27 protein-coding genes are annotated in these 26,340 nt (G+C 74.3%); all 27 read left to right on the top strand.

Going from position 1 to position 26,340, the window contains the following annotated elements; all coding sequences use genetic code 11:
• Positions 1–56 precede the first annotated feature (56 nt).
• The 27 genes from pyrR to trpA all read left to right on the top strand — a co-directional run bounded on the left by pyrR (position 57) and on the right by trpA (position 26,091).
• Positions 57–635, top strand: a complete 579-nt coding sequence (gene pyrR, locus ABIB37_RS11745; RefSeq protein WP_354260581.1) for a bifunctional pyr operon transcriptional regulator/uracil phosphoribosyltransferase PyrR — start codon at positions 57–59, stop codon at positions 633–635.
• Positions 632–1,624: an aspartate carbamoyltransferase catalytic subunit gene (locus tag ABIB37_RS11750; RefSeq protein ID WP_354260583.1), complete on the top strand. Its 993-nt coding sequence runs from the start codon at positions 632–634 to the stop codon at positions 1,622–1,624. The genes pyrR and ABIB37_RS11750 overlap by 4 nt, the downstream gene beginning before the upstream one ends.
• Complete coding sequence (locus ABIB37_RS11755; RefSeq protein WP_354260585.1) at positions 1,621–2,925, top strand: dihydroorotase; 1,305 nt, start codon at positions 1,621–1,623, stop codon at positions 2,923–2,925. The genes ABIB37_RS11750 and ABIB37_RS11755 overlap by 4 nt, the downstream gene beginning before the upstream one ends.
• Entirely contained in the window at positions 2,922–3,425 is a 504-nt protein-coding gene (locus tag ABIB37_RS11760; protein ID WP_354260587.1) for a PH-like domain-containing protein, read from the top strand. The genes ABIB37_RS11755 and ABIB37_RS11760 overlap by 4 nt, the downstream gene beginning before the upstream one ends.
• Positions 3,422–4,648 (top strand): glutamine-hydrolyzing carbamoyl-phosphate synthase small subunit, encoded by a 1,227-nt coding sequence (carA, locus tag ABIB37_RS11765; RefSeq protein WP_354260589.1) that lies wholly within the window; start codon positions 3,422–3,424, stop codon positions 4,646–4,648. The genes ABIB37_RS11760 and carA overlap by 4 nt, the downstream gene beginning before the upstream one ends.
• The gene (gene carB / locus ABIB37_RS11770) at positions 4,649–7,933 is read left to right on the top strand and encodes a carbamoyl-phosphate synthase large subunit (RefSeq protein WP_354260591.1); all 3,285 of its coding nucleotides are present in this window, start codon (positions 4,649–4,651) and stop codon (positions 7,931–7,933) included.
• On the top strand, positions 7,930–8,739 hold the full coding sequence (pyrF, locus tag ABIB37_RS11775; RefSeq protein ID WP_354260593.1) for an orotidine-5'-phosphate decarboxylase: 810 nt from the start codon (positions 7,930–7,932) through the stop codon (positions 8,737–8,739). Before carB ends, pyrF begins: the two co-directional genes overlap by 4 nt.
• Complete coding sequence (gene gmk, locus ABIB37_RS11780; protein ID WP_354260595.1) at positions 8,736–9,656, top strand: guanylate kinase; 921 nt, start codon at positions 8,736–8,738, stop codon at positions 9,654–9,656. Before pyrF ends, gmk begins: the two co-directional genes overlap by 4 nt.
• Positions 9,657–9,811: 155 nt before the next feature.
• Positions 9,812–9,991, top strand: a complete 180-nt coding sequence (locus tag ABIB37_RS11785; protein ID WP_354260597.1) for a hypothetical protein — start codon at positions 9,812–9,814, stop codon at positions 9,989–9,991.
• Between the two features lie 3 nt (positions 9,992–9,994).
• Positions 9,995–10,180, top strand: coding sequence for a hypothetical protein (locus tag ABIB37_RS11790; protein ID WP_354260599.1), 186 nt, complete (start codon positions 9,995–9,997; stop codon positions 10,178–10,180).
• A gap of 122 nt (positions 10,181–10,302) precedes the next feature.
• Complete coding sequence (gene rpoZ / locus ABIB37_RS11795; protein ID WP_123697970.1) at positions 10,303–10,560, top strand: DNA-directed RNA polymerase subunit omega; 258 nt, start codon at positions 10,303–10,305, stop codon at positions 10,558–10,560.
• Entirely contained in the window at positions 10,560–11,798 is a 1,239-nt protein-coding gene (coaBC, locus tag ABIB37_RS11800; RefSeq protein ID WP_354260601.1) for a bifunctional phosphopantothenoylcysteine decarboxylase/phosphopantothenate--cysteine ligase CoaBC, read from the top strand. The genes rpoZ and coaBC overlap by 1 nt, the downstream gene beginning before the upstream one ends.
• Positions 11,795–12,982 carry a methionine adenosyltransferase gene (metK, locus tag ABIB37_RS11805; RefSeq protein WP_123697968.1) on the top strand — a complete coding sequence of 396 codons (1,188 nt, stop codon included), beginning with the start codon at positions 11,795–11,797 and terminating at the stop codon, positions 12,980–12,982. The genes coaBC and metK overlap by 4 nt, the downstream gene beginning before the upstream one ends.
• A 5-nt stretch (positions 12,983–12,987) precedes the next feature.
• Complete coding sequence (locus ABIB37_RS11810; protein WP_354260604.1) at positions 12,988–14,955, top strand: primosomal protein N' family DNA-binding protein; 1,968 nt, start codon at positions 12,988–12,990, stop codon at positions 14,953–14,955.
• Between the two features lie 25 nt (positions 14,956–14,980).
• Positions 14,981–15,919 carry a methionyl-tRNA formyltransferase gene (locus ABIB37_RS11815; protein WP_354260606.1) on the top strand — a complete coding sequence of 313 codons (939 nt, stop codon included), beginning with the start codon at positions 14,981–14,983 and terminating at the stop codon, positions 15,917–15,919.
• Positions 15,916–17,256 (top strand): RsmB/NOP family class I SAM-dependent RNA methyltransferase, encoded by a 1,341-nt coding sequence (locus ABIB37_RS11820; RefSeq protein WP_354260608.1) that lies wholly within the window; start codon positions 15,916–15,918, stop codon positions 17,254–17,256. Before ABIB37_RS11815 ends, ABIB37_RS11820 begins: the two co-directional genes overlap by 4 nt.
• A 574-nt stretch (positions 17,257–17,830) precedes the next feature.
• A complete protein-coding gene (gene rpe, locus ABIB37_RS11825) occupies positions 17,831–18,502 on the top strand; it encodes a ribulose-phosphate 3-epimerase (RefSeq protein ID WP_123697964.1) in 672 nt (223 codons plus the stop codon).
• A complete protein-coding gene (locus tag ABIB37_RS11830; protein ID WP_123697963.1) occupies positions 18,499–18,762 on the top strand; it encodes a phosphoribosyl-ATP diphosphatase in 264 nt (87 codons plus the stop codon). Before rpe ends, ABIB37_RS11830 begins: the two co-directional genes overlap by 4 nt.
• Positions 18,763–18,799: 37 nt before the next feature.
• Complete coding sequence (gene hisG, locus ABIB37_RS11835) at positions 18,800–19,639, top strand: ATP phosphoribosyltransferase (RefSeq protein ID WP_354260610.1); 840 nt, start codon at positions 18,800–18,802, stop codon at positions 19,637–19,639.
• 14 nt (positions 19,640–19,653) lie between these two features.
• The gene (gene hisF, locus ABIB37_RS11840; protein WP_354260612.1) at positions 19,654–20,427 is read left to right on the top strand and encodes an imidazole glycerol phosphate synthase subunit HisF; all 774 of its coding nucleotides are present in this window, start codon (positions 19,654–19,656) and stop codon (positions 20,425–20,427) included.
• Positions 20,424–20,840, top strand: coding sequence for a phosphoribosyl-AMP cyclohydrolase (hisI, locus tag ABIB37_RS11845; RefSeq protein ID WP_354260614.1), 417 nt, complete (start codon positions 20,424–20,426; stop codon positions 20,838–20,840). Before hisF ends, hisI begins: the two co-directional genes overlap by 4 nt.
• The gene (locus ABIB37_RS11850) at positions 20,837–22,351 is read left to right on the top strand and encodes a chorismate-binding protein (protein ID WP_354260616.1); all 1,515 of its coding nucleotides are present in this window, start codon (positions 20,837–20,839) and stop codon (positions 22,349–22,351) included. The genes hisI and ABIB37_RS11850 overlap by 4 nt, the downstream gene beginning before the upstream one ends.
• Positions 22,348–22,893, top strand: a complete 546-nt coding sequence (locus tag ABIB37_RS11855; protein WP_354260618.1) for a Trp biosynthesis-associated membrane protein — start codon at positions 22,348–22,350, stop codon at positions 22,891–22,893. Before ABIB37_RS11850 ends, ABIB37_RS11855 begins: the two co-directional genes overlap by 4 nt.
• A 98-nt stretch (positions 22,894–22,991) precedes the next feature.
• The gene (locus tag ABIB37_RS11860; RefSeq protein WP_354261611.1) at positions 22,992–23,210 is read left to right on the top strand and encodes a DUF6704 family protein; all 219 of its coding nucleotides are present in this window, start codon (positions 22,992–22,994) and stop codon (positions 23,208–23,210) included.
• A 3-nt stretch (positions 23,211–23,213) separates the two neighbouring features.
• A complete protein-coding gene (gene trpC / locus ABIB37_RS11865; RefSeq protein ID WP_123697958.1) occupies positions 23,214–24,002 on the top strand; it encodes an indole-3-glycerol phosphate synthase TrpC in 789 nt (262 codons plus the stop codon).
• Positions 23,999–25,222 carry a tryptophan synthase subunit beta gene (trpB, locus tag ABIB37_RS11870; RefSeq protein ID WP_354260620.1) on the top strand — a complete coding sequence of 408 codons (1,224 nt, stop codon included), beginning with the start codon at positions 23,999–24,001 and terminating at the stop codon, positions 25,220–25,222. The genes trpC and trpB overlap by 4 nt, the downstream gene beginning before the upstream one ends.
• Complete coding sequence (gene trpA, locus ABIB37_RS11875) at positions 25,219–26,091, top strand: tryptophan synthase subunit alpha (protein WP_354260622.1); 873 nt, start codon at positions 25,219–25,221, stop codon at positions 26,089–26,091. The genes trpB and trpA overlap by 4 nt, the downstream gene beginning before the upstream one ends.
• Positions 26,092–26,340: the final 249 nt, after the last annotated feature.

A 26,340-nucleotide genomic window follows, 5' to 3' on the forward strand; every position in this document is an offset into this window, starting at 1 on the left:
GTGGAGTCATCAGACAACCTTGAAGCCCGTCCTGTGAGGCGGAGAAGGGAGTCCCCGTGACTGCACCGCGCACCGTGCTCGGCCCCGACGAGATCGCCAGGGCCCTGACGCGCATCGCCCACGAGATCCTCGAGGCGAACCAGGGACCCGACGACCTCGTGCTGCTGGGCATCCCCACCCGCGGCGCCCACCTCGCGCAGCGGCTCGCCGATCGCCTCACCGGCATCACCGGCATCGACTTCTCGGCCCGCGTCGGCGCGCTCGACGTGACGATGCACCGCGACGACCTGCGCGGTCGCCCGACGCGCGCGTCGCAGCCCACGCGCATCCCGCTCGACGGCATCGACGACCGCGTCGTGGTGCTCGTCGACGACGTGCTCTACTCCGGCCGCACGATCCGGGCGGCCCTCGACGCGCTCGCCGACCTCGGCCGGCCGCGCGTCGTGCGGCTCGCGGTGCTCGTCGACCGCGGTCACCGCGAGCTGCCGATCCGCGCCGACTCGGTGGGCAAGAACCTGCCGAGCGCCCGCACCGAGCACGTCTCGATCCTGCTCGAGGAGGTCGACGGCCGCGACGGCGTGACGATCGAGTCCGCGACGGGGTCGATGTCGACCGGCGACGGGGGTGCCGCGTGAAGCACCTGCTGACGGCCGCGATGCCGCGCGAGGAGGCCATCGCGCTGCTCGACCTCGCCGAGGACATGCACCAGATCCAGGACCGCGAGCTCAAGAAGCTCCCGGCGCTGCGCGGCCGCACGGTCGTCAACCTGTTCTTCGAGGACTCCACCCGAACGCGCTCGTCGTTCGAGATCGCCGGCAAGTGGCTCTCGGCCGACGTCATCAACGTCTCGGGCAAGGGCTCGAGCGCGTCGAAGGGCGAGTCGCTCCGCGACACCGGCCTCACGATCGCTGCGATGGGCGTCGACGGCGTGGTCGTGCGCTCCGGCGCCTCCGGCGCGCCCGCGCTGCTCGCCGACTGGATCGGCAAGCCGGTCATCAACGCCGGCGACGGCACCCACGAGCACCCGACGCAGGCGCTCCTCGACGCCTTCGCGCTCCGCCGCCGGATCCACGGTGATGCGGCCCGCGGCAAGGGGCTCGACGGCGTGCGCATCGCGATCGTCGGCGACATCGCTCACTCCCGCGTCGCGCGCTCGAACGCGCTGCTGCTGCCGGCGCTCGGCGCCGAGGTCACGCTCGTCGGACCGGCGGCGTTCCTGCCGGTCCCGGCCGCCGACGGCACCCGGCTCGGGCTCCGCGCCGAGACGAGCCTCGACGCCGTCATCGACGAGCGGCCGGACGCGCTCATGCTGCTGCGCGTGCAGCTCGAGCGGCAGGCAGGGAAGGTGGCGCCGAGCGTCGGCGAGTACATCACCGGCTGGTCGCTCACCGACGAGCGCCTCGCGCGCCTGGGCGACGCCGCGATCATGCACCCCGGGCCCATGAACCGCGGCCTCGAGCTCTCGAGCCGCGCGGCCGACGGCGACGCCTCGACCGTGCTGGCGCAGGTCACCGCCGGCGTCTCGGTGCGGATGGCGGTGCTCTACTCGCTCCTCGCGTCGGACCATCCCGCTGACCACCGACCCGCCGACCACCGACCCGCGAACGACGGAGGCCTCCGATGACGACGCTGCTGCTGAACGCCGCCGTGCTGGGCGGCGAGCGCCGCGACCTCGCGATCGAGGGCGGCGTGCTCGTCGACCCCGCGACCGTCGACCGCGCCACCGCCGAGGTCGTCGACGCCACCGGCCTCGTCGCCCTCCCCGGCCTCGTCGACCTGCACACGCACCTGCGGCAGCCCGGCGGCGAGCAGGCGGAGACCGTCGCGAGCGGCGTGCGCGCGGCAGCAGCCGGCGGCTACACGTGCGTGTTCGCGATGGCGAACACGAACCCGGTCGCCGACACCCCCGCGGTCGTCGAGCAGGTGCACCGCCTCGGCCTGCAGGCCGGCCTCGCGACCGTGCGGCCCATCGGTGCGGTCACCGTCGGCCTCGCGGGCGAGCGGCTCGCCGACATGACGATGCTGGCACAGAGCGCCGCTCGGGTGACCGTCTTCAGCGACGACGGGAAGTGCGTCGCCGACGCCGAGCTCATGCGCCGCGCGCTCGAGCACGCTGCGTCGCTCGGCGGCGTCGTCGCGCAGCACGCGCAGGACCCGCACCTCACGCGCGGCTCGGTCATGCACGAGAGCCCGCTCGCCGCGGAGCTCGGCCTCACCGGCTGGCCCTCGGTCGCCGAGGCGTCGATCGTCGCGCGCGACGCGATGCTCGCCGAGGTCACCGGCGCGCGCCTGCACGTCTGCCACGTCTCGACGGTCGAGACCGTCGAGGTCGTGCGCGCCGCGAAGGCGCGCGGCATCGCGATCACCGCCGAGGTCACGCCGCACCACCTGCTGCTCACCGAGGAGCTCGTGCGCTCCTACGACGGCCGCTTCAAGGTCAACCCGCCGCTGCGGGCCGAGCGCGACGTGCTCGCGCTCCGCGAGGCGCTCGCCGACGGCACGATCGACATCGTCGCGACCGACCACGCACCGCACGCGCCCGAGGCGAAGCAGACGGCGTTCGCGGATGCCGCGTTCGGCATGGTCGGGCTCGAGACCGCGCTCGGCGTGGTGCAGCAGGCGATGGTCGAGACGGGCCTGCTCGACTGGGCCGGCGTCGCGCGCGTCATGTCGACGGCGCCCGCCGCGATCGGCAGCGAGCCCGGCTACGACGCGCCGCTCGAGGTCGGGTCGCCCGCGCACGTCGTGCTCGTCGACCCCGACGCCCGCAGCGTCATCGACGTCGACCGCCTGCACGGCCGCTCCACGAACTCGCCGTTCCTCGGCGTCGAGCTGCCCGGCCGCGTGCTGCACGTGTGGCACGGCGGCACGCGCACGGTCGCGGACGGCCGCGTGGGCGTCGCGACCGAGGGCGCAGACCGATGACCAAGGAGCTCTTCGCGCTGCTGTGCGCCGGGTTCGTGGCCCTGCTCGCCGCCCTCGCCGTGCTCGGCGTGCTCGCGCGCCGGCGCCGGCAGCGCGACATCGAGGCGCCGCAGCCGTGGATCCAGGCGGTCCCGACGCTCGTCGTCGAGGCGCTCTACGTCGCGACCACGCGCGCGGGCGACCCCTACGACCGCATCTTCGCCCACGGCCTCGGCTTCCGCGGCCGCACGCAGCTCGCCATCGACGCGGACGGCGTGCAGCTCGTCGCCGACCGCACCGAGGTGCGCATCCCGGCGGGCCGCATCCGCGCGGTCGAGCGCGCCACCTGGACCATCGACCGCGTGGTCGAGCCGGGCGGGATCATCGTGATCGCGCACCGGCTCGGCACCGACGTCGACACCTACCTCCGCATCATCGGGGACGACCGCGAGGCGTTCGACGCGCTCGCCGGCCTCGCCCCCATCCGCACGCAGACACCTGGGGAAGGAACCACCACATGAGCGCCCCGACGCCCGCAGCCCTCGTCCTCGAGGACGGCACCATCTACCGCGGCACCGCCTACGGCGCCGAGGGCACCGCCCTCGGCGAAGCGGTCTTCGCGACCGGCATGACCGGCTACCAGGAGACCCTCACCGACCCCTCCTACGCCGGGCAGATCGTCGTGCAGACGTCGCCGCACATCGGCAACACCGGCGTGAACGCCGAGGATGCGGAGTCGCGCCGCGCCTGGCCCGCCGGGTACGTCGTGCGCGCCGCCAGCCGCGTGGTGTCGAACTGGCGCTCCGAGGGCAGCCTCGGCGAGCAGCTCGAGCGCGACGGCATCGTCGGCATCGCCGGCGTCGACACGCGGGCGATCACCCGCCGCCTGCGCGACGCGGGCGCCATGCGCGCCGGCGTCTTCTCGGGCGCCGCGCTCGTCGACGACGCCGCGATGGTCGCGGCGGTGCGCGAGAGCCCGCAGATGGCGGGACGCAGCCTCGCGGAGCTCGTCTCGACGACGGAGGCGTACACGCTGCCCGCCGTCGGCGAGTCGCTCGGCACGCTCGCGGTGCTCGACCTCGGCGTGAAGGCGTCGACCCTGCGCTTCCTGCAGGAGGAGGGGTTCGACCTCGTCGTGCTGCCGCAGAGCGCGACCCTCGAGGAGGTGCTCGCGCACCGCCCGATCGCCGCGTTCTACTCGAACGGCCCCGGCGACCCGGCCGCGAGCGACCAGCAGGTCGCGCTCCTGCAGGGACTGCTGCGCGAGGACCTGCCGTTCTTCGGCATCTGCTTCGGCAACCAGCTGCTCGGCCGCGCGCTCGGCTTCGGCACCTACAAGCTGCCCTTCGGCCACCGCGGCATCAACCAGCCGGTGCTCGACACCGCGACGGGCAGGGTCGAGATCACGAGCCAGAACCACGGCTTCGCCGTCGACGCGCCGCTGCACGAGGAGCTCTCGAGCCCGGCGGGCTTCGGCCGCGTCGAGGTGAGCCACTACTCGCTCAACGACCAGGTGGTCGAGGGCCTGCGCGCGCTCGACATCCCCGCCTTCAGCGTCCAGTACCACCCCGAGGCCGCAGCCGGCCCGAACGACGCCCGCCACCTCTTCGCGCGGTTCCGCGAGCTGGTCGTCGCGCACCGCGCCGGTGCCCAGCCGACCGGCGCCGACACCACCACCGACGCCGTCGTGGAGGCCGCGACCGGCCGCACGACCGACGCCACCGACTCGCAGAAGGACGCCTGAATGCCCAAGCGCGACGACATCCGCTCCGTCCTCGTCATCGGCTCCGGGCCGATCGTCATCGGCCAGGCCGCCGAGTTCGACTACTCCGGCACCCAGGCGTGCCGCGTGCTGCGCGAGGAGGGCGTGCGCGTCATCCTGGTGAACTCGAACCCGGCGACGATCATGACCGACCCCGACTTCGCCGACGCCACCTACATCGAGCCCATCACGCCCGAGGTGATCGAGACGATCATCATGAAGGAGCGCCCCGACGCGATCCTGCCGACGCTCGGCGGGCAGACGGCGCTCAACGCGGCGATCGCGCTGCACGAGCAGGGCATCCTCGAGCGCCACGGCGTCGAGCTGATCGGCGCGAAGGTCGACGCCATCCAGCGCGGCGAGGACCGGATGCTGTTCAAGCAGCTCGTGCTCGACGCCGGTGCCGACGTGGCCTCGAGCGTCATCGCGAAGTCCGTCGACGACGCGCTCGCCTTCGCCGGCGAGTTCGGCTACCCGGTCGTCGTGCGCCCGTCCTTCACGATGGGCGGCCTCGGCTCCGGCTTCGCGCACGACGAGGCGGAGCTCCGCCGGTTCGTGGGCGACGGCATCCACTCGTCCACGATCGGCGAGGTGCTGCTCGAGGAGTCGATCCTCGGGTGGAAGGAGTACGAGCTCGAGCTCATGCGCGACACGGCCGACAACACGGTCGTCGTCTGCTCGATCGAGAACGTCGACGCGGTCGGCGTGCACACCGGCGACTCGATCACCGTCGCGCCGGCGCTCACGCTCACGGACCGCGAGTACCAGCGGCTGCGCGACATCGGCATCGACATCATCCGGCGCGTGGGCGTCGATACCGGCGGCTGCAACATCCAGTTCGCCGTCGACCCCGCGACCGGCCGCATCATCGTCATCGAGATGAACCCGCGCGTCTCGCGCTCGTCGGCGCTCGCCTCGAAGGCCACGGGCTTCCCGATCGCCAAGATCGCGGCGAAGCTCGCGCTCGGCTACCGGCTCGACGAGATCCCCAACGACATCACGAAGGTGACGCCCGCGTCGTTCGAGCCCGCGCTCGACTACGTCGTGGTGAAGGTGCCGCGCTTCAACTTCGAGAAGTTCCCGGCGGCGGATGCGACGCTCACGACCACCATGAAGTCGGTCGGCGAGGCCATGGCCATGGGCCGCACCTACGCGCAGGCGCTGCAGAAGGCGCTCCGCTCGCTCGAGAAGCGCGGCTCCTCGTTCCACTGGGAGGGCGAGCCGGGCGACGCCGCGGCGCTCCTCGAGCTGGCGAGCGTGCCGACCGACGGCCGCATCGTGACGCTGCAGCAGGCGCTCCGCGCCGGTGCGACGATCGAGCAGGCGCACGCGGCGACCGGCATCGACCCGTGGTTCCTCGACCAGATGGTGCTCATCAACGAGGTCGCCGACGAGGTGCGCGCCGGGAACGACGCCGGCGAGCTCGACGAGCCGCTGCTGCGGCGCGCGAAGGAGCACGGCTTCTCGGACGCGCAGATCGCGCAGCTGCGCGGCACGACCGAGGCCGAGGTGCGCGAGGCGCGCTGGGCCGCCGACGTGCGGCCGGTCTTCAAGACCGTCGACACGTGCGCGGGGGAGTTCCCCGCCGTGACGCCGTACCACTACTCGAGCTACGACCTCGAGACCGAGGTCGTGCCGTCCGACCGCCGCAAGGTGATCATCCTCGGCTCCGGCCCGAACCGCATCGGTCAGGGGATCGAGTTCGACTACTCGTGCGTGCACGCGTCGTTCGCGCTCGCCGACGCCGGCTTCGAGACGATCATGGTCAACTGCAACCCCGAGACGGTCTCGACCGACTACGACACGAGCGACCGGCTCTACTTCGAGCCGCTCACGCTCGAGGACGTGCTCGAGATCGTGCACGCGGAGCGCGGTGCCGGCGAGCTCGTCGGCGTGATCGTGCAGCTCGGCGGGCAGACGCCGCTCGGGCTCGCGCGCGGCCTCGAGGCCGCGGGTGTGCCGATCCTCGGCACGACTCCGGATGCGATCGACGCGGCCGAGGAGCGCGGGCTGTTCCAGCGCATCCTCGACGACGCCGGCCTCGTCGCGCCGCGCAACGGCACGGCGACGACCGAGGACCAGGCGGTCGCGATCGCCGAGGGCATCGGCTACCCGGTGCTCGTGCGCCCGTCGTTCGTGCTCGGCGGCCGTGGCATGGAGATCATCTACGACACCGCGAGCCTGCACGGGTACTTCGACCGCATCGCCTCGCACGGGATCGTGGGCCCGGACCGGCCGCTGCTCGTCGACCACTTCCTCGACGACGCCGTGGAGATCGACGTCGACGCGATCTACGACGGCGAGGAGCTCTACGTCGGCGGCATCCTCGAGCACATCGAGGAGGCGGGCATCCACTCCGGCGACTCGTCGTGCACGATGCCGCCCGTCGGCCTCGGTCGCGCGCAGCTGCTCGAGATCCGCGACGCCACCCTGCGCATCGCGCAGGGGCTCGACGTGCGCGGACCGATCAACGTGCAGTTCGCGTACGCCGCGGGCGTGCTCCACGTCATCGAGGCGAACCCGCGCGCGAGCCGCACGGTGCCGTTCGTGGCCAAGGCGCTCGGCACCCCGATCGCGAAGGCGAACGCCCGCGTGCTCGCCGGCGCCACGATCGCCGAGCTGCGCGCCGAGGGCATGCTGCCCGAGCAGGACGGCACGATCCTGCCGATCGACGCGCCCGTCGCCGTCAAGGAGGCCGTGCTGCCGTTCCGGCGCTTCCGCACGGCCGAGGGCCACGTCGTCGACTCGCTGCTCGGGCCGGAGATGCGCTCGACCGGCGAGGTGATGGGCATCGACCGCGACTTCCCGACCGCGTTCGCGAAGAGCCAGTCCGCCGCCTACGGCGGGCTGCCGACCTCGGGCACCGTCTTCGTCTCGCTGTCCGACCGCGACAAGCGGCAGGCCGTGCTCCCGGTGCACCGCCTCCAGCAGCTCGGCTTCCGGATCGTCGCGACGATCGGCACCGCCGAGGTGCTCGCGCGCAACGGCATCCGCGTCGAGACGGTGCGCAAGCACTCGGAGGCCGGCGACGAGCCCTCGATCGTCGACCTCATCGATGCCGGCGAGATCGACATCATCATCAACACCCCGACGGGCGGCATCGCCCGCGCCGACGGCTACGAGATCCGCGCGGCGACGGTGGCGGCCGACAAGGCGCTCTTCACGACCGTCTCGCAGCTCGGCGCCGCGGTCGCTGCGATCGAGGCGTCGCGCGAGCCCTACGAGGTGACGAGCCTGCAGGAGTACCACGCGCGGCGGGCCGGATGACGTTCCTCGCGCGCCTGACGGCGTCCGTCGCCGCGCACGGTCCGCTGTGCGTGGGCATCGACCCGCATCCCGGCCTCCTCGACGCGTGGGGCGGGGGAGCGCCGGTCGCGCAGGCCGAGCGCCTCGGCCGCGCGGTCGTCGCCGCTGCCGCGGGCCGGGCGGGCGTCGTCAAGCCGCAGGTCGCGCTCTTCGAGGCGCTCGGGTCGCCCGGCATCGCGGCGCTCGAGCGCGTGCTCGCCGACGCCCGCGACGCGGGGCTCGTGGTGATCGCCGACGCGAAGCGCGGCGACATCGGGTCGACGAACCTCGGCTACGGGGCCGCGTGGCTCGCGCCCGGGTCGCCGCTCGAGGCCGACGCGCTCACCGTCAGCCCGTACCTCGGCGTCGGCGCGCTCGACGGCCTCTTCGACGCCGCGGAGCGCGCGGACAAGGCGCTCATCGTGCTCGCCGCGACCTCGAACCCGGAGGCGGCCGCCGTCCAGCTCGCCCGCCTGCCGGACGGCCGCACGATCGCCGCGGCCGTCGCCGACGCGGTCGCCGAGCGCAGCGCGTCCAGCGGTGCGGGCCACGGCCTCGTGATCGGGGCGACCGTCGACCGCGCCGCCTTCGGGCTCGGTGCGATGGATGCGTCGACCCCGGTGCTCGCGCCCGGGTTCGGCGCGCAGGGCGCCCGGCTCGAGGACCTCCGCGCGCTGTTCCCCGACGACGCGCTCGTGCTCGCGAGCGCCTCCCGCAGCATCCTGCAGGCGGGCCCGGACGGCATCGCCGCCGCGATCGACGCGGCCGCCGCAGCCCTCCCGCGATGACCACGGGCGCCGCGCTGCCCGATCCGGCCGCCGCGGGCCGCGCCGCCATCGAGGCGCGCCGTGCCCGCGCGGCCGTGAAGCGCGCGCTCCGCGCGGGCCAGCGCGGCCCGCGCGACGTCGCGGAGCGCGCCTGGCAGGAGCCGGGCAGCCCCGAGGCGCTGCTGCGCTTCTCGGAGTACGCGTCGAGCCTGCGCGGGTTCGGCCCCGTTCGCGTCGAGCGGCTCATGGCGGGCCTCGGCATCGCGACGGGCAAGCGGCTCGGCGCGCTGGGCAATTTGCAGCGCGAGCGGGTTCGCGGTTGGCTTGACGACGTGGATCCCTCGCGTCGCCCCCGTCTCATCGTGCTCGCCGGGCCGACCGCCGTCGGCAAGGGCACGGTCGCCCAGTACGTGCGCGAGCACTTCCCGCAGATCCGCCAGTCGGTGAGCGCCACGACGCGCGCCGCCCGCCCGGGCGAGATCGACGGCGTGCACTACGCCTTCGTGTCCGACGCCGACTTCGACCGCATGATCGAGGAGCGCGAGTTCCTCGAGTGGGCGACGGTGCACAACCAGTCGCGCTACGGCACCCCGCGCTCGAGCGTGCAGGCCGCGCTCGACGAGGGCAGCTCGGTGCTGCTCGAGATCGACCTGCAGGGCGCCCGGCAGGTGCGCGAGTCGTTCCCGGATGCCGTGCTGCTGTTCCTCGCGCCGCCGTCGTGGGACGAGCTCGTGCGCAGGCTCGTCGGTCGCGGCACCGAGACGGAGTCCGAGCGCGAGCGCCGGCTCGAGACCGCCAAGGTCGAGCTCGCGAGCCAGCCAGAGTTCGACGCCACCATCGTGAACGCCGACGTCGCGGAGGCCGCGCACCAGGTCGTGGAGCGCATCCTCGCCGCCGAGGCCGACGACGGCGCAGCGCGCACCCGCTCCGGCCACTGAGCCCGCCGCGCGGCGGCGGTGACCCCGCGCCTCGTGTGCGCGAGTCGCCCTTGACTTCGCTCGTCTCCTGTGGACAATTGGGGTACAAGCAGTGCTCTCCAGACCTCGGAGCACGCGTCGCCGGCGGATGCCGGCTCGATGCGGAAGAGGACGCCATGGAGAGCTCCACCGTCACCATGTCGCGGCAGCGCGACGATCGGCCGCAGGAGCCGGCGCCGTCGGCGCCCGCGGTGTCGCAGCGCGGCGTGGGCAAGATGCTCGACGAGCGCGCGTACCTCGCCGCGTTCGGGCGCGGGGGAGCGCAGCGCATGGCGATCCCGCTGCACAGGAGCTGAGCCGTGGACTACGCGCTCGACATCCGCGTCCTGGCGATCGTGCTGACGGTCGTGCTGATCGTGCAGATGCTCGCGCTGGCGTGCTGGCTCGTCGGCAAGGGCTGCCGCAAGGCCTTCGCGACCACCCGCCGCGCGCGCGAGGCGCCCGAGCCGCAGCGGCCCGCGGTGCAGGCAGAGCCCATGGTCTGACGCGCATCCGGCGCCTCCCGCCGGAAGCCTCCGCCACGCGGTAGGATGGACTCTTGCGCCCACCGGCGCACGAGCTTCGCGGGCGCGAACCCGCACCCGCCAAGAGTCTGCAGGAGGCACCCATGGCCAAGGGCATCATCAACCCGCCGATCGACGAGCTGCTCGACAAGGTCGACTCGAAGTACCAGCTGGTCATCTTCGCGTCCAAGCGCGCGCGCCAGATCAACGACTACTACACCGACATCCACGAGGGCTCGATGTTCGACAACGTCGGCCCGCTCGTCGACGCGACGATCGAGGACAAGCCGCTCTCGGTCGCGCTCCACGAGATCCACGCCGACAAGCTGAGCCTCACCCACGACGAGGTCACCGAGGCCTGATGCGCGTCGTCGTCGGGATCTCCGGCGGTATCGCCGCATACAAGGCAGCGCTCGCCATCCGCGAGCTCGTGCAGGCTGGGCATGACGTGCACGTCGTGCCGACCGCGTCGGCCCTGCGCTTCATCGGGCGTCCCACGCTCGAGGCGCTGAGCCGGAATCCCGTCTCCGACGAGGTCTTCGACGACGTCGCCGCCGTGCGCCACGTGGCGCTCGGGCAGTCCGCCGACCTGATCGTGGTGCTGCCGGCGACCGCGAACACGCTCGCGAAGCTCGCCACCGGTCTCGCCGACGACCTGCTCGGCACCACCGTCCTCGCCTCGCGCGCGCCGCTCGTGCTCGCCCCGGCGATGCACACCGAGATGTGGGAGCAGCCTGCGACGCAGGCGAACGTGCGCACCCTCACCGAGCGCGGCGTCACGATCGTCGGCCCGGTCGCCGGCGAGCTGACCGGCGGCGACACCGGCCTCGGCCGCATGGCCGAGCCCTCCGAGGTCGTCGCGGCCGCGCTCGCGCGCGTCACAGGCTCCGGTGCCCTCGCCGGCCGCTCGCTCGTCGTCTCGGCCGGCGGCACCCGCGAGCCGATCGACCCCGTGCGCTTCCTCGGCAACCGCTCGAGCGGCGCCATGGGCGTCGCGATCGCCGAGGCCGCACGCGATGCGGGCGCCACCGTCACGCTCGTCGGCGCCAACCTCGACGTGCCGGCGCCTCGCGGCGTCGAGACCGTCGTCGTGGAGACGACCGCGCAGCTGCGCGAGCGGATGCTCGAGCGCGCCGACGCAGACATCGTCGTGATGGCGGCGGCGGTCGCCGACTACCGCGTCGACGATGTCTCCGACGCGAAGCGCACGAAGGAGTCGTGGGGCGAGCGCCCGACGCTGACCCTCGCGCTCAACCCCGACATCCTCGCCGAGCTCGCGCACCGCGAGCGCTCGAGCCTCGTCGTCGGCTTCGCCGCCGAGACCGAGGCCGACGACGACGCGCTCGTGCAGCGCGGCCGCGACAAGCTCGCCCGCAAGGGCGCCGACCTGCTCGTCGTCAACCGCGTCGGCCACGCCGAGGGCTTCGGCCACGTCGACACGCGCGTGCGCGTGCTCGATGGCTCTGGCGTCGTCGCCGACGCGAGAGGCAGCAAGGCGTCAGTGGCCCGCGCGATCATCGACACGGTCGCCGAGCGCATCGCCCAGCGACCCGCGACCGGCATCCCCGCCCCCGCATCCCCATCCGAGGAGCATCAGTGAGCCTGCGGCTGTTCACGTCCGAGTCCGTCACCGAGGGCCACCCCGACAAGATCTCCGACCAGATCTCCGACGCGGTGCTCGACGCCATGCTGACGCAGGACACCGAGGCGCGCGTCGCCGTCGAGACGCTCGTCACCACGGGACTCGTGCACGTTGCCGGTGAGGTGCGCACGACCGGCTACGTCGACATCGCGTCGGTCGCGCGCAAGGTCATCGTCGACATCGGGTACGACTCGAGCGAGGTGTCGTTCGACGGCAACTCGTGCGGCGTCACCGTCTCGATCGGCGAGCAGTCGCCCGAGATCGCCACGGGCGTCGACACGGCGGTCGAGGCGCGCGATGGCTCCGTCGACCCGCTCGACCGCGACGGCGCCGGCGACCAGGGCATCATGTTCGGCTTCGCGACCGACGAGACGCCCACGTACATGCCCGCGACCGCGTGGGCCGCGCACCGGCTCGCCGAGCGGCTCGCCGCCGTGCGCCGCAGCGGCGAGATCCCGTGGCTGCGCCCCGACGGCAAGACGCAGGTGACGATCGGCTACGACGGCTTCCGCCCCGTGAGCGTCGACACGGTGCTCGTCTCGACGCAGCACGCGCCCGGCGTCACCGACGCCGACATCCGCGCCGCCGTCATCGAGCACGTCATCGACCCGGTCGTCGCCCGGCTCGGCCTCGACGCGAGCGGCATGCGCGCGATCGTGAACCCCTCGGGCTCGTTTCTCACCGGCGGCCCGAAGGGCGACGCCGGCCTGACCGGCCGCAAGATCATCGTCGACACCTACGGCGGCGCCGCCCGCCACGGCGGCGGCGCGTTCAGCGGCAAGGACCCGTCGAAGGTCGACCGCTCGGCGGCCTACGCGCTCCGCTGGGTGGCGAAGAACGCCGTCGCCGCGGGCCTCGCGTCGCGCCTCGAGGTGCAGGCCGCGTACGCGATCGGCATGGCGCAGCCCGTGGGCCTCTACGTCGAGACGTTCGGCACCGGCACGGTGGACGACGCGACGATCCAGGCCGCGATCCAGGAGGTCTTCGACCTGCGCCCCGGCGCGATCGTGCGCGACCTCGACCTCCGCAAGCCCAAGTACCGCCAGACCGCTGCCTACGGCCACTTCGGCCGCGAGCTGCCCGACTTCACCTGGGAGCGGCTCGACCGCGTCGACGACCTGCGCGCCGCCGCGGGGCTCTGACCCCCTTGCCCGCGGCGCCGGTGGGCGAGCGGTTCGCCCGGGTCGTCGTCGACTCGCGCCTGCCGCAGCTCGACCGGCTGTTCGAGTACCGCGTGCCGCCGGGGCTCGAGGGCGTCGAGCCCGGCGTGCGGGTGCGCGTGCCGCTGCGCGGCGACCGGATGACCGCGGGCTACGTCGTCGAGGTGGCGGATGCGCGCGCATGGGAGGGCGAGGTCGCCGACATCGAGAAGCTCGTCTCGCCGGTGCCGGTGCTGCGCCCCGAGGTGTGGGCGCTCGCCCGCGCGGTCGCGGATCGCGCCGCGGGCGGCGCGGCCGACGTGCTGCGCGTCGCGATCCCCGGCCGGCAGGCGCGCATCGAGAAGGCCTGGATCGAGTCGCGCACGGGCGACGCCGCGCCGCCGCCTCCCATGCCCGAGCTGCCGGAGGCCGCCGCGGTGCTGCCCGGGCTCGTCGAGGCGCGCCGCCGCATCGCCCTCGAGTGCGCGGGCGGCGTCGCCGCGGTCGAGACCGCCGAGGGCACCGCCTGGATCGGGCGCTGGGCGATCGCGCTCGCGGCGCTCGCGCGGCAGGCGCTCGAGCGCGGCGAGCAGGCGATCCTCGTGGTGCCCGACCACCGCGAGCAGCGCCAGCTGCGGCTCGCGCTCGAGGCCGCGGTCGGCGTCGAGCGCGTCGTCGAGCTCGACGCCCGGCAGAAGAACCCGGAGCGCTACCGCGGCTTCCTGCGCTGCATCGACGGCGAGCCCGTGGCGATCATCGGTCCGCGATCGGCCGTCTACGCGCCGGCCGCGCGCCTCGGCCTGCTCGCGGTCTGGGAGGACGGCGACCCGCTGCTCGCCGAGCCGCTCTCGCCCTGGGTGCACGCGCGCGACGCCGCGCTCGTGCGGCAGGGGCAGTCGGGCTGCGCGCTCGTCATCGCCGGGCACGCGCGCTCGACCGACGCGGAGCGGCTCGTCGAGCTCGGCCACCTCGAGCACGAGCGGCTGGGCGCGCAGCGCGTGCGCGTGCTGCCGGCAGCCCTCGCCGACGACGGCAGGCGCGTGCCGGCCTCGGCCTTCGCCGCGGCGCGCGATGCGCTGACGTCGAAGCCGGTGCTCGTGCAGGTCGGCCGCCCGGGCCACGCGCCGGGCCTGCGCTGCGCGGACTGCGGCGCCCGCGGTCGCTGCACCGCCTGCGGCGGGCCGCTCGGCCAGCGCTCCCGCGGCGCCGCCCCCGCGTGCCGGCTCTGCGGGCGGCTCGCCGCGGGCTGGCGATGTCCCTCATGCGACGGCCAGCGGCTCGTGCCCGTCGGTCGCGGCTCCAGCCGCATCGCGGAGGAGCTCGGTCGCGCGTTCCCCGGCGTGCCGGTGGTCGTCGCAGACGGCGAGCACGAGCGGCTCACGGTCGACGCGCGTCCGCGCATCGTCGTCGCGACGCGCGGGGCCGAGCCGATCGCCGACGGCGGCTACGGCGCCGTCGTGCTGCTCGACGGCGACGCGCTCCTCGCGCACGAGGGCCTGCGGGTCGCGGAGGAGGCCGTGCGGCAGTGGGCCGCGGCACGCGCGCTCGCGGCGGAGGGCGCGACGGTCGTGCTCGCCGGTGTCGTCGGGCCCGCAGCCGCGGCGCTGACGGGCGACACGACCGTGCCCTTCGCGAAGGCCGAGCTCGCCGAGCGGCGGCAGCTGCGCTTCCCGCCCGCGGTGCGCACCGCATCCGTCGTCGGCACGCCCGACGCGGTCGCCGAGGCGCTCGAGGCGCTCGAGGGGAGCGAGCACCTCGATGTGCTCGGACCCGTCGCGGTCGCGAGCGACGACCGCGCACGGCCCGGCGACGAGGTGCAGCGCGCGATCGTGCGATTCGCCTACGGCGACGGCCCGCGCGTCGCGGGCATCGTGCGCGCTCGCGTGCTCACCGCGGCGTCGCGGCCGAGGCGACCGGGCGCGCCCGCGAGGCTCCGCATCCGGTTGGATGATCCTGAGCCCTTCGACGGGCTCTGAGCCCCCAGCACCTCCGAGAGGAACCATGCGCATCGTCTTCGCCGGCAGCCCCGCCGCCGCCGTCCCGAGCCTCGAGGCGCTCGCGCGCGCCCACGAGGTCGTCGCCGTCGTCACGAGGGCGGCCTCGCCGCAGGGGCGCAAGCGCATCCTCACGCCGACACCCGTCGCGGAGGCCGCGGCGGCGCTCGGCATCCCCGTGCTGGAGGCGAACCGGCTCGACGCCGATGCGACGGCGGCGATCACGGCGCTCGAGCCGGAGCTCGCCGTCGTGGTCGCCTACGGCGGCCTCGTGCGCGAGCCGCTGCTCTCGGCACCGCCGCACGGCTGGATCAACCTGCACTTCTCGCTGCTGCCCGACTACCGCGGCGCCGCGCCCGTGCAGCGCGCGCTCATCGACGGCCGCGGCACCACGGGCGTGAGCGTCTTCCGGCTCGTCGCCGAGCTCGACGCCGGCCCCGTCGTGCGGATGCGCGAGGCGGCGATCCCGGAGGGCGCGACCGCCGGGGCGCTGCTCGAGCAGCTCGCGGAGCTCGGGGCCCACGAGCTCGTCGCCGCGGTCGACGGGATCGCGGACGGCTCCGCGACGTTCGAGCCGCAGACCGGTGCGCCGACCTTCGCGCCCAAGCTCGCGCTCGCCGACGGGGCGCTCGACCTCACCGCGGCGGCGCCGGCCGTGCTCGCCCGCTGGCGGGGCGTGACGCCCGAGCCTGGCGCGCACGCGACCGTGCTCGACGAGCGCGGCGAGGGCGAGCGCGTGAAGCTGCTCGCGCTCGCCCGCTCGGGCACCGAGCCGATCGCGCCCGGGCACGCGCTCCTCGCCGGCCGCACGGCGGTCGTGGGGACCGGCAGCGCGCCGCTCGAGCTCATCGAGGTGCAGCCCGCCGGCAAGCGGCCCATGTCGGGCGCCGACTGGCTGCGCGGCCGTGGCGGCAGCGCCACCTTCGAGCTCGGAGCCGTGGCATGAGCGGCGCGAGCGCACGCGAGGTCGCGCGCGACGTGGTGCTCGCCGTCGCCCGCGACGACGCCTACGCCAACCTGCTGCTGCCCGCGCGCATCCGGGAGGCCGGGCTGACCCCCGCCGACGCCGGCTTCGCGACCGAGCTCGCCTACGGCACGCTGCGCTGGCAGGGGCAGCACGATGCGCTCATCGCCGATGCGGCCGGCCGGTCGCTCGATGCGATCGACCCGACGACGCTCGCGACCCTCCGCATCGGCTCGCACCAGCTGAGCCGCATGCGCACGCCCGTGCACGCGGCGGTGCACGAGACGGTCGCGCTGCTGGGATCGCACCGGGGGAGGGCCGGCTTCGCGAACGCGGTGCTGCGCCGGCTCTCGGAGGTGCCGGCCGAGGAGCGGCTCGCGCGCCTCACCGCGGACGCCTCGGACGACGACCGGCTCGCGCTCGAGACCGCGCACCCGGCATGGGTGCTGCGGGCCCTGCGACGCACGCTCGACCGCGAGGGCGCCGCCGACGAGCTGGGCGCGCTGCTCGCGGCCGACAACGACCCGCCCGCCGTGCAGCTCGTCGCGCTGCCGGGCATCGCCGACCCGGATGCCGTCGACGGCGCCGAGACGGCGAGCCCGATCGGCCGCGTCGCGCCTCCGGGAGACCCGGCACGGCTGCCGCAGGTGGCTGACGGCAGCTGGCGCGTGCAGGACGCGGGCTCGCAGCTCGCGGCGCTCGCCCTGACGCGCGCTCGGCCGGTGCAGGCGGGGGAGCGGTGGCTCGACCTCTGCGCGGGGCCTGGCGGCAAGGCGGCGCTCATGGCGGCAGAGGCCGCGGCGGCCGGCGCCACCCTCGAGGCGAACGAGCTGCTGCCGCACCGCGCGCGGCTCGTGCGCGAGGCCGTGCGCGGCATCCAGCCCCGTCCCGACGTCGTGACCGGCGACGGCCGGCGCTACGGGCGCGGCGAGACGGCGGGCGCGTTCGACCGCGTGCTGCTCGACGCACCCTGCACGGGGCTCGGCGCGCTGCGCCGCCGCCCGGAGGCGCGCTGGCGCAAGCAGCCGACCGACGTGCCGGAGCTCGCGGCGCTGCAGGTCGAGCTGCTCGAGGCCGCGGCGCGTGCCGTCGCGCCGGGCGGCCTCGTCGCCTACGTCACGTGCTCGCCGCACCTCGCCGAGACCCGCGCGGTCGTCGATCGCGCGGCGTCGCTCGGCCTCGTGCCCGTCGACACCCGTGCCGTCGTGCGCGAGCTGTCACCCGGCATCGAGCTCGGCGAGACCGGTGACGCGGTGCAGCTGTGGCCGCACCGGAATGGCACCGACGCGATGTTCGTGCAGCTGCTGACGACGGGGTAGGTGCCGCGGGGGTTCGAGGTCCTGCTGGCGGGGGTTGCAAGACGCAGGGATGACCGAGCGCGCCCAGCGATTCGCCCCGCTGGAGCGCGAGCGCCCAGAAGTTGCACGGATCTGCGGGTGCGGAAGGCCCGGACCCGCAGATCGGTACCACTTTCGGGTGCGCGCGGTACGCGAGCGTGCGCAGCGCACGCCTCGCGTGGATCAGGCCGAAATGGGCACCGATGTGTCGTTCGAACCCCGCCTGAAGCGGCACATCGGTACCCCCTCCACCGAACCGCCGCGGGGCGACCCAGAGATTGCACCGATCTGCGGTTCCGCCCCCTCCAGAGCAACACATCCGTGCAATCCGTCGACGGAACCGCCTGCGAGACGACCACCGAGCGCCCGACCCGGCCGCCCCGCTCCCGTCCCGGCCTTCCCACCCCGACTGAAGCACGACGACCACCGCAGCTCCCGACCATCCCGGAATCGCCACCGCACGCTCCGAGCACCCCGACAACGCCCACCAGCGTCCCCGACCACCCCCGCACGCCCCTCGACCGCCCCCGCCCGCCCCCGCGGCTAGGCTGGACCCATGGTCAGGATCCACCCCAGCATCCTGTCGGCCGACTTCGTGAACCTCGAGCGCGACCTCGAGAAGATCGCGACGGCCGACGGCGTGCACGTCGACATCATGGATGCGCACTTCGTCCCGAACCTCACGTTCGGGCTGCCGATGGTGCAGCGCATCGCCGAGGTCACGCGCCTGCCGCTCGACGTGCACCTGATGATCGACGACCCCGACACGTGGGCCCACCAGTACGCGATCGACGGCGTCGACTCCGTCACGTTCCACGCTGAGGCCACCCGCGACGCCGTCGCGATCGCGCGCGAGCTGCGCGCTCGCGGCACGCGCTCCGCGATCGCCGTCAAGCCCGGCACGCACATCGACCGGGTGCTCGAGCACCTGCCCGAGTTCGACATGGTGCTCGTCATGACCGTCGAGCCCGGCTTCGGCGGCCAGGCCTTCATGGCCGACATGATGCCCAAGCTGCGGCAGCTCCGCGACCGCGCCGACGAGCTCGGCATCGAGCTCGCGCTGCAGGTCGACGGCGGCATCACCGACGACACGCTGCCCATCGCTGCGGCCGCGGGCGCCGACGTCTTCGTCGCCGGTTCCGCGGTGTACGGCCACGCCGATCCGGCCGCGCGCATCGACGCGCTGCGGGAGGCGGGCATGCTCCAGCCCGGTAGCCTGGAGCGGTGAAGACCTTCGACGAGCTGTACGGGGAGCTCGAGCGCACCCTCGCCGAGCGCCGTGAGGGATCCGGCACCGTCGCGGCCGTCGACGCCGGCGTGCACGAGATCGGCAAGAAGATCGTCGAGGAGGCCGCCGAGGTCTGGATGGCGGCGGAGCACGAGACCGACGAGGACGCGGCGCTCGAGATCTCGCAGCTGCTGTACCACCTGCAGGTGCTCATGCTGGCGAAGGGCATCACCCTGCAGGACGTCTACCGACATCTCTGACGCGCATCCCCACACCCGTCAGAGACCTGAGGAAGCCATGCTGAAGATCGCCGTGCCCAACAAGGGCTCGCTCGCCGAGACGGCCGCCTGGATGCTCGAGGAGGCCGGCTACCGCGGCCGCCGCGACGCGAAGGAGCTCATCTCCGTCGACGCGCGCAACGAGGTCGAGTTCTTCTACCTCCGCCCCCGCGACATCGCCACCTACGTCGGCTCCGGTGCGCTCGACGTCGGCATCACCGGCCGCGACCTGCTGCTCGACTCGGGCTCGCCCGCGACCGAGGTGCAGGGGCTCGGCTTCGCGCGCTCGACGTTCCGCTTCGCCGGTCAGGCCGGCCGCTTCGGGTCGGTGCAGGACCTCGCCGGCGCCCGAGTGGCGTCGTCGTACACCGTGCTCGTCGAGCAGCACCTCGCGTCGCTCGGCGTCGAGGCGACGCTCGTGCGCCTCGACGGCGCCGTCGAGTCCGCGGTGCGGCTCGGTGTCGCGGATGCCGTCGCCGACGTCGTCGAGACCGGCGCAACGCTGCGCGCCCAGGGCCTCGAGGTCTTCGGCGACCCGATCCTGTCGAGCGAGGCGGTGCTCATCACGAGCGGCCGCGACGCGCCGGGCCTCGCGACCCTCAAGCGCAGGCTCGACGGCGTGATCGTCGCACGCGACTTCGTGCTCGTCGACTACGACATCGAGCGCTCGCGCCTCGACGCCGCGATCCGCGTCGCCTCCGGCTTCGAGAGCGCGACCGTGAGCCCCCTCCACGACCCCGAGTGGGCGGCCGTGCGCGTGATGGTGCGCCGCGCCGAGACGAACGCGATCATGGACGCGCTCGCCGACGTGGGCGCGCGCGCGATCATCGTGACGCGCATCCACGCCGCGCGCATCTGATGCCGGCGCAGCTGATGACCGCCACGTCGACGCTCGCCACCCGGGTCATCCCGTGCCTCGACGTGGCGCACGGCCGCGTCGTCAAGGGCGTGCAGTTCCAGGGCCTCACCGACCAGGGCGACCCGGTCGAGCTCGCCGCGCGGTACGCCGCGCAGGGGGCGGATGAGCTGACGTTCCTCGACGTGAAGGCGACGGTCGACGACGCGGGCACGATGCTCGACGTCGTCGAGCGCACCGCCGAGCAGATCTTCATCCCGCTCACAGTCGGCGGCGGCGTGCGCAGCCGCGACGACGTCGCGCGGCTGCTCGCGCACGGCGCCGACAAGGTGGGCGTCAACTCCGCCGCGATCCGCGACCCAGAGCTCATCGACCGCATCGTCGCCGACTTCGGTTCGCAGGTGCTCGTCCTGTCGCTCGACGTGCGCCGCTCGTCGTCGCAGCCCTCCGGCTTCGAGGTCACGACGCACGGCGGCAGCCGGGGTGCGGGCCTCGACGCGCTCGCGTGGGCGAGCGAGGGCGTCGCGCGCGGCGTCGGCGAGCTGCTCGTCAACTCGATCGACGCCGACGGCACGAAGGAGGGCTTCGACCTCGAGCTGCTCGCCGCGGTGCGCGCGGTCGCGACCACGCCGGTGATCGCCTCCGGCGGCGCCGGTGGCCCCGCGCACTTCGCCCCGGCCGTCGCCGCGGGCGCCGACGCGGTGCTCGCCGCGAGCATCTTCCACAGCGGCCAGTGCACGATCGGCGAGGTCAAGGCCGCGATGCGCGAGGCAGGGGTGACGGTCCGATGAGCGACGTCCCCACGACACCGGCGATCGCGGACGGCCGGCTGCCGGCCCTCAAGCTCGACGCCGACGGCCTCGTCGCCGCCGTCATCCAGGACGACGCCACCGGCGACGTGCTCATGGTCGGCTACATGGACGAGGAGGCGCTGCGGCGCACCGCGACCGAGGGGCGCGTCACGTTCTGGTCGCGGTCGCGCCAGGAGTACTGGCGCAAGGGCGACACCTCCGGCAACATTCAGGTGCCGCGCTCGATCGCGCTCGACTGCGACGGCGACGCGCTGCTCGTCCGCGTCGACCAGACCGGCCCCGCGTGCCACACCGGCGCGCGCTCGTGCTTCTTCACGCCGGTGCCGATGCAGACCGTGCCCACGCAGACCGGCCAGGCGGCCGCGCCGCGCACCGATCGGGACGACGCGTGACGACCACCGATCGCGCCGCCTTCGACGCGCTGCTGCCGCACCACCGCGTGGTGCCGGTGGTGCGCGAGGTGTTCCTCGACGCCGAGACGCCCGTCGGCGTCTACCGCCGCGTCGCCGCGGGCCGCGCGGGCACCTTCCTGCTCGAGTCTGCCCAGCAGGGCGTCTGGAGCCGCTACTCGTTCGTGGGCGTCGCATCCTTCGGGCAGCTCACCGCCGACCGCGGCGAGGTGCGCTGGCGCTCCGAGACGGTCACGACGGAGCGGCTGCTCGGCGACGACGCCCCGAGCACCGGGCTCGACACCATCGAGCACGTGCTGCACCGCTGGGCGACGCCGCGCATCGACGGCCTGCCGCGGCTCACGAGCGGCCTCGTCGGCCACATCGGCTGGGAGGCGGTGCGCGAGCTCGAGCGGCTCCCCGACGCGCCGCCGCGCGAGGTCGACGTGCCCGCGATCGCGATGTCGCTCGTGGCCACGCTCGTCGTGCTCGACCACCGCACTGGTGCCGCGCACCTCGTGGCGAACGTGCTGCACGACGGCGTCGACGACGCGGATGCGCTGTGGCACGACGCGCAGTCGCGGCTCGACGCGCTCGAGGCCGAGCTCGCCCGACCGGAGGTCGGCTCGCTCGCCGTGCTCGACCGCGATGCCGCGCCCGAGCCCAGCGCGCGTGTGAGCGCCGAGGAGTTCCGCGCGATGGTGGGCACCTCGAAGCAGCACATCGTCGACGGTGACGTCTTCCAGGTCGTGCTCTCGGCGCGCTTCGACCTCGAGACCGACGCCGACCCGCTCGAGGTCTACCGCGTGCTGCGCATGCTCAACCCCTCGCCGTACCTCTACCTGCTCTCGCTCGAGGACGCCGCGGGCGCCCCCTACGCAGTGGTCGGGTCGAGCCCCGAGGCGCTCGTGACGGTGCACGACGGCGCTGCCACGATGCATCCGATCGCCGGCAGCCGCCCGCGCGGCGCCGATGCGGTCGCCGACCGCGCGCTCTCCGACGAGCTGCTCGCCGATCCCAAGGAGCGCAGCGAGCACGTCATGCTCGTCGACCTCGCCCGCAACGACCTCGCGAAGGTGTGCGTGCCCGGCACGGTGGCCGTCACCGAGCTCATGGCGATCGAGCGCTTCAGCCACATCATGCACATCGTCTCGACCGTCGAGGGCCGGATGCGGGACGACGCGACCGCCGTCGACGCGTTCCGCGCGACCTTCCCGGCGGGCACGCTCTCGGGCGCGCCGAAGCCGCGCGCGCTCGCCATCATCGACGAGCTCGAGCCCGCGCAGCGCGGAGTGTACGGCGGCGTCGTCGGCTGGCTCGACCTCGCCGGCGACGCGGATCTCGCGATCGCCATCCGCACCGTGACGATGCGCGACGGCGTCGCGCACGTGCAGTCGGGCGCCGGGCTCGTCGCCGACAGCGACCCGGAGACCGAGCTGCAGGAGGTGCGCAGCAAGGCAGCTGCGCCGCTGCGCGCGGTCGCCGTCGCATCCTCGATGCGCCGAGGCGCATGAGCGCGCGCGTCGCGGCCGTGCTGGGGCTGCTGCTCGCCGGCGCGATGGGACTGCTCGCCGCCACGCAGACGTGGGGGAGCGCGACGCTGCTCGACGGCCGCGTGCTCGCGGTCGCCGGGCAGGACGTCGCGGGCGCGATGACGACGCTGTCGCTCGCGACCGTCGCGCTCGCGCTCGTGCTGCCGATCGCCGGGAAGGTGTGGCGGCTCGTGCTCGGCGCGCTCGCGCTGCTGCTCGGCGCGCTGCTCGCCGTCCACGCCGGCGGCGCGCAGGCCGGCGTCGCGGGCGCGCTCACCACGCTGGTCGCCGACGCGACCGGGCTCGCCGGCACCGCCCAGCAGGCGGAGCTCACGGCGACCGCGACGACGGCGTGGCCGCTCGTCGGCATCGCCGCAGGCATCGTCGCCGCCGCCGTCGGCGTCTGGGTCCTCATCACGGCGCGTCGCTGGCCCGCGCGCGCACGCCGAGCCGCCCGCTACGAGCGCAGCGGCTCCGGCCTCGCCTGGGATGTCATGGACGACGGCGACGACCCGACTCGGTAGACTGGGGAGGTGGCGCGCCAGCGCGCCGGAGGATCGACCCGAGGAGCATCGTGAGCGCACGCACCGGCATCACCGAGCAGCACGCAGCTGAGCTGAGCATGACCGAGCAGGACGAGTCGTTCGGCGACCCGGGCCACGGCCACTCGCGCGCAGCCTGGGCCAGCGTGCTCGTGATGATCGTCGCCTTCACGCTCGGCACCCTCTTCTTCTTCCTCGACATGCCGCTGCTCGTGTGGGCGAGCGCCGGCCTGCTCGTCGTCGGCATCATCCTCTGGCCGATCCTGAACCGCGCCGGCTTCGGCCCGCAGGGCCACTAGGCCGTGCTCGACGCGCTCACCGCGGGCGCGCTCGAGGACGCTGCGCGGCGCCGGGCCGCGCTGCCCGCCGACCGCCTGGAGTCGATCGCGCTCCAGACGCCGACGCCCCTCGATGCCGCCGCCATCCTCGGCACGCCCAAGCCCGACTCCGACGGCCCGCACATCATCGCCGAGGTGAAGCGCGCGAGCCCGTCGAAGGGCGCGCTCGCCGACATCCCCGAGCCCGCCTCGCTCGCTGCGCGCTACCAGGCGGGTGGCGCGACCGCCATCAGCGTGCTCACCGAGGAGCGCCGGTTCCTCGGCTCGCTCGACGACCTGCGCGCGGTGCGCGCCGCGGTGTCGGTGCCGGTGCTGCGCAAGGACTTCATCGCCGACGAGTACCAGCTGCTCGAGGCGAGGGCGTTCGGCGCCGACCTCGCGCTGCTCATCGTCGCCTCGCTCGAGCCCGCCCGGCTCGCCGAGCTGCACCGCTTCGCGACGCAGCTGGGCCTGTCCGTGCTCGTCGAGGTCCATGACGAGCACGAGATCGACGCGGCGCTCGAGGCCGGCGCCCGGATCCTCGGCGTCAACACGCGCGACCTCAAGACCTTCACCATGCACCCCGAGCGCTTCGCGGAGCTCCGCGCGCGCATCCCCGACGGCGTCGTCGCCGTGGCGGAGTCGGGTGTGCAGAGCGCGGCCGACGTCGCGCGGTACCGGCGCGACGGCGCCGACGCCGTGCTCGTCGGCGAAGCCCTCGTCACCGACGGCGACCCCGAGTCGCGCGTCGCAGAGTTCGGGAGAGCAGCATGACCGAAGCACCGGCAGCCTCGCTGCGCGACCACCACGGCCCCTGGTTCGGCGGGTACGGCGGCGTCTTCATGCCCGAGCCGCTCATGGCCGCGATCGACGAGCTCGCCGCGTGCTACGAGGCGTGCAAGGTCGACCCGGAGTTCCAGGCCGAGTTCGCGCGCCTCTCGCGCGACTACACCGGCCGGCCCTCGATGCTCACCGAGGCGAGCCGCCTCAGCGAGCAGGCGGGAGCGCGCATCCTGCTGAAGCGCGAGGACCTCAACCACACCGGCAGCCACAAGATCAACAACGTGCTCGGGCAGGCCCTCGTCGCGCAGCGGCTCGGCAAGACGCGCCTCATCGCCGAGACCGGCGCCGGCCAGCACGGCGTCGCGACCGCGACCGCGGCGGCGCTGTTCGGCATGGAGTGCGTCGTCTACATGGGCGAGGTCGACACCGAGCGCCAGGCGCTCAACGTCGCGAGGATGCGCCTGCTCGGCGCCGAGGTCGTGCCGGTCACGAGCGGCTCCCGCACCCTCAAGGACGCCATCAACGAGGGCCTCCGCGACTGGGTCGCGAACGTCGACTCGACCCACTACCTCATGGGCACCGTGGCGGGCCCGCACCCGTTCCCCGAGATGGTGCGCGACTTCCACCGCGCCATCGGTGAGGAGGCGCGCGAGCAGACCATCGCGATGACCGGCGGCCTGCCGGATGCCGTGCTCGCGTGCGTGGGCGGCGGCTCGAACGCGATGGGCATCTTCCACGCGTTCCTCGACGACGCCGACGTGCGGCTCATCGGCCTCGAGGCGGCCGGCGACGGCGCCGACACGGAGCGCCACGCGCTGTCGATCGAGCGCGGCGAGCCCGGGCTGCTGCACGGCATGCGCACGTACCTCCTGCAGGACGGCGAGGGCCAGACCCTCGAGTCGCACTCGATCTCCGCGGGCCTCGACTACCCGGGCGTCGGCCCGGAGCACGCGTGGCTGCACGACATCGGCCGCGCCGAGTACCAGCCGGTGAGCGACGCGGAGGCCATGGAGGCGTTCCTCGCGCTCACGCGCGCCGAGGGCATCATCCCCGCCATCGAGTCGGCGCACGCGATCGCGGGTGCGATGCGGCTCGCGCGCGAGCAGCCCGGCTCGACCCTGCTCGTCTCGCTCTCGGGCCGCGGCGACAAGGACGTGGCGACCGCGGGCCGCTGGTTCGACGTGCTCGACGAGGACGCGAGGCAGCAGTGACCGCGCGCATCACGACCGAGGACGCCATCCGCGCGAGCGGCGGGCGCGCCCTGATCGGCTACCTCCCGGTCGGCTTCCCCGACCTCGCCACCAGCATCGAGGCGGCCGTCGCGATCGCCGAGGCGGGCTGCACGGCGATCGAGCTCGGCGTGCCGTACTCCGATCCCGGCATGGACGGCCCCGTCATCCAGGCGGCGACCCAGTCGACGCTCGAGCGGGGCTTCCGGCTCGAGGAGGTCTTCGAGGCCGTCGCCGCCATCACCGCTCGCACGAGCGCGCCGGTGCTCGTCATGACCTACTGGAACCCGGTGCTGCGCTACGGCGTGGACCGGTTCGCCGAGCAGCTCGCCGCGGCAGGCGGCGCCGGACTCATCACCCCGGACCTCACGCCCGAGAACGCCGCCGAGTGGCTGGCCGCAGCCGAGCGCCACGACCTCGACCGGGTCTTCCTCGCCGCGCCGTCGTCGTCGGACGCGCGCATCGACCGGGCAGTCGAGGCCTCGCGCGGCTTCGTGTACACGGTCTCGACCATGGGCACGACCGGCGCCCGCACCGACGTCGACGACGCCGCGCGGGCGCTCGCCGACCGCATCGCCGCACGCGCGGCCGCGGCCGGCACCACGGCGCTGCGCTGCGTCGGCCTCGGCATCTCCACCGCCGACCAGGTGCGCGACGTGCTCACCTACGCCGACGGCGCGATCGTCGGCTCCGCGCTCGTCCGCGCGCTCGGCGCCGGGGGCGTGCCCGCCGTCCGCGAGCTCGCCGCGTCCCTCGCCGCCGGTACACTCGACGGCGGCCCGGCCGACGCCGCGGCCACCGCACCGTCGAGCACCGCCTCGTCCAGCCGACAGAAGGACGCCTCCGCGTGACCACCGTCTTCCAGAGCATCCCGAGCCCGAGCCCCGAGTGGCAGCAGGTGCCGCTCGGCGCGTGGCTCGACGCCATCGGCGTGCTGCCGCTCGTGCAGGGCTCGGTGCTCCGCGCCGTGCTCTTCGGCGTCGTGCTCGGCCTCGTCATCGCCGTCGTCGCGCTGCTCGTGCGCGCGCTCACCAGCGGCCTCTCGAAGCGCGATGCCGCGTGGACGCTCATCGGCGCGCTCGCGACCGGCATCATCCTCG

Source organism: Agrococcus sp. UYP10 (genome assembly GCF_040547205.1).
Classification (GTDB): domain Bacteria; phylum Actinomycetota; class Actinomycetes; order Actinomycetales; family Microbacteriaceae; genus Agrococcus; species Agrococcus jenensis.